Annotated in this window: 2 protein-coding genes; both read right to left on the bottom strand. The window is 70.3% G+C overall.

Translation table 11 applies throughout. The features are described from left to right. Positions 1-857: 5-deoxy-glucuronate isomerase (gene iolB, locus ACWD4O_RS48780; protein ID WP_451289599.1), on the bottom strand; the 857-nt coding region annotated here is incomplete at its 3' end. Beyond that, positions 854-1,297 (bottom strand): Cgl0159 family (beta/alpha)8-fold protein (locus ACWD4O_RS48775; RefSeq protein ID WP_451289598.1); only part of this gene is annotated, 444 nt, incomplete at its 5' end. The genes ACWD4O_RS48775 and iolB, both read right to left, overlap by 4 nt.

Genomic DNA, 1,297 nt, shown 5'->3' with positions numbered 1-1,297 from the left:
TCGAAGGGCAGCCGGTCGTCGACGTCCTGGGTCTTCCAGGTGTCGCGGACCCAGCCGTGGGCGGGGTCGTCGCAGATCAGCCAGGCGCGGTCCTGACCCGGGCCTGCCATGACGTTGAGGTAGTAGAGGTCGTAGCCCGGCGCGGCGACGGAGGGTCCGTGCCAGCCGTGCGGGATCAGCACGGTGTCGCCGGAGCGGACCTCGGCGAGGACGTCGATCGGCCGCTCGGGGGTGCCGTAGACGCGCTGGTAGCCGAAGCCGTTCGGGTCCCCGCAGACCTCGAAGTAGTAGATCTCCTCCAGCTCGGACTCCTCGCCGGGACGGGCTTCGTCGTGCTTGTGGGGCGGGTAGGAGGACCAGTTGCCGCCCGGGGTGAGGACCTCGCACACCAGCAGCTGCTCGGCCTCGAAGGTGCCCGGCAGGCAGTAGTTGTTGACCTGCCGCGAACACGCCCCCGCACCCCGCAGCTCGACGGGCACGTCCTCCTTGCGCCCGTACCGAGCGGGAAACCGTCCCTGCTCGGTACGGGCGGAGGGCAGCGCGAAACGACCTCCGTGCGCGCTGCTGATGACGGCCTCCGACTCGCGCGGCACATACGCGAAGTCGGTCGCCGAGGCGAACACGCCCGTCCGGCCTGCGAGTTCGAAGGCCTTGCCGTCCGTGGTGACGGTGCAGGAGCCCGTCAGCGGCAGGACCAGGAACTCGCAGTCGTGTGTGGACAGGGAGTGCGCCTCACCCGGCTCCAGAGTCACGACTCTGAGGCCGGAGTATCCCCAGCCCGCCGACTCCGGCGTGACCAGGACGTCGTAGGGGCCGTCCGCCGAAGTCCCCTTCGGCAGGTAGTACTTGCCGCTCACAGCAGGCTCACCGCCTTGTCCACCGCACCGGCCACATCGCCGCTCGCGGGGTAGAGCAGCGAGCGGCCGACGACCAGGCCTTGCGCGGTGGGCTGCTTGAGGGCCTTGCCCCAGGACGCGAACGCGGCCTCCGCGTCCTTGACCTCGCCGCCCAGCAGCAGCGCCGGCAGCGTCGAAGAGGCCAGGACGCGCTCCATGTTCTCCACCACCGGCAGCTTCAGCCAGGTGTAGGCGGTGCGCCGGCCCAGCCCCGAGGCGATGGTCACCGACTTGACGACCGCGTCCGTGGACAGGTCGTTGCGGATCCTGCCGTCCTGCCAGGAGGACAGGAACGGCTCGACCATCGCGATGAGCTCACGGTCGTTGAGCTCGTTGACCGCCCGGGCGGTGTTCTCCAGGACGGAGGGGGTGGCGGGGTCGTCGAGGGCGATGCGGGTGAG

Source organism: Streptomyces sp. NPDC002623, from assembly GCF_053592635.1.
Note: the sequence above shows the minus strand (reverse complement) of the source record. Positions and strands in the feature narration are given on the sequence as shown.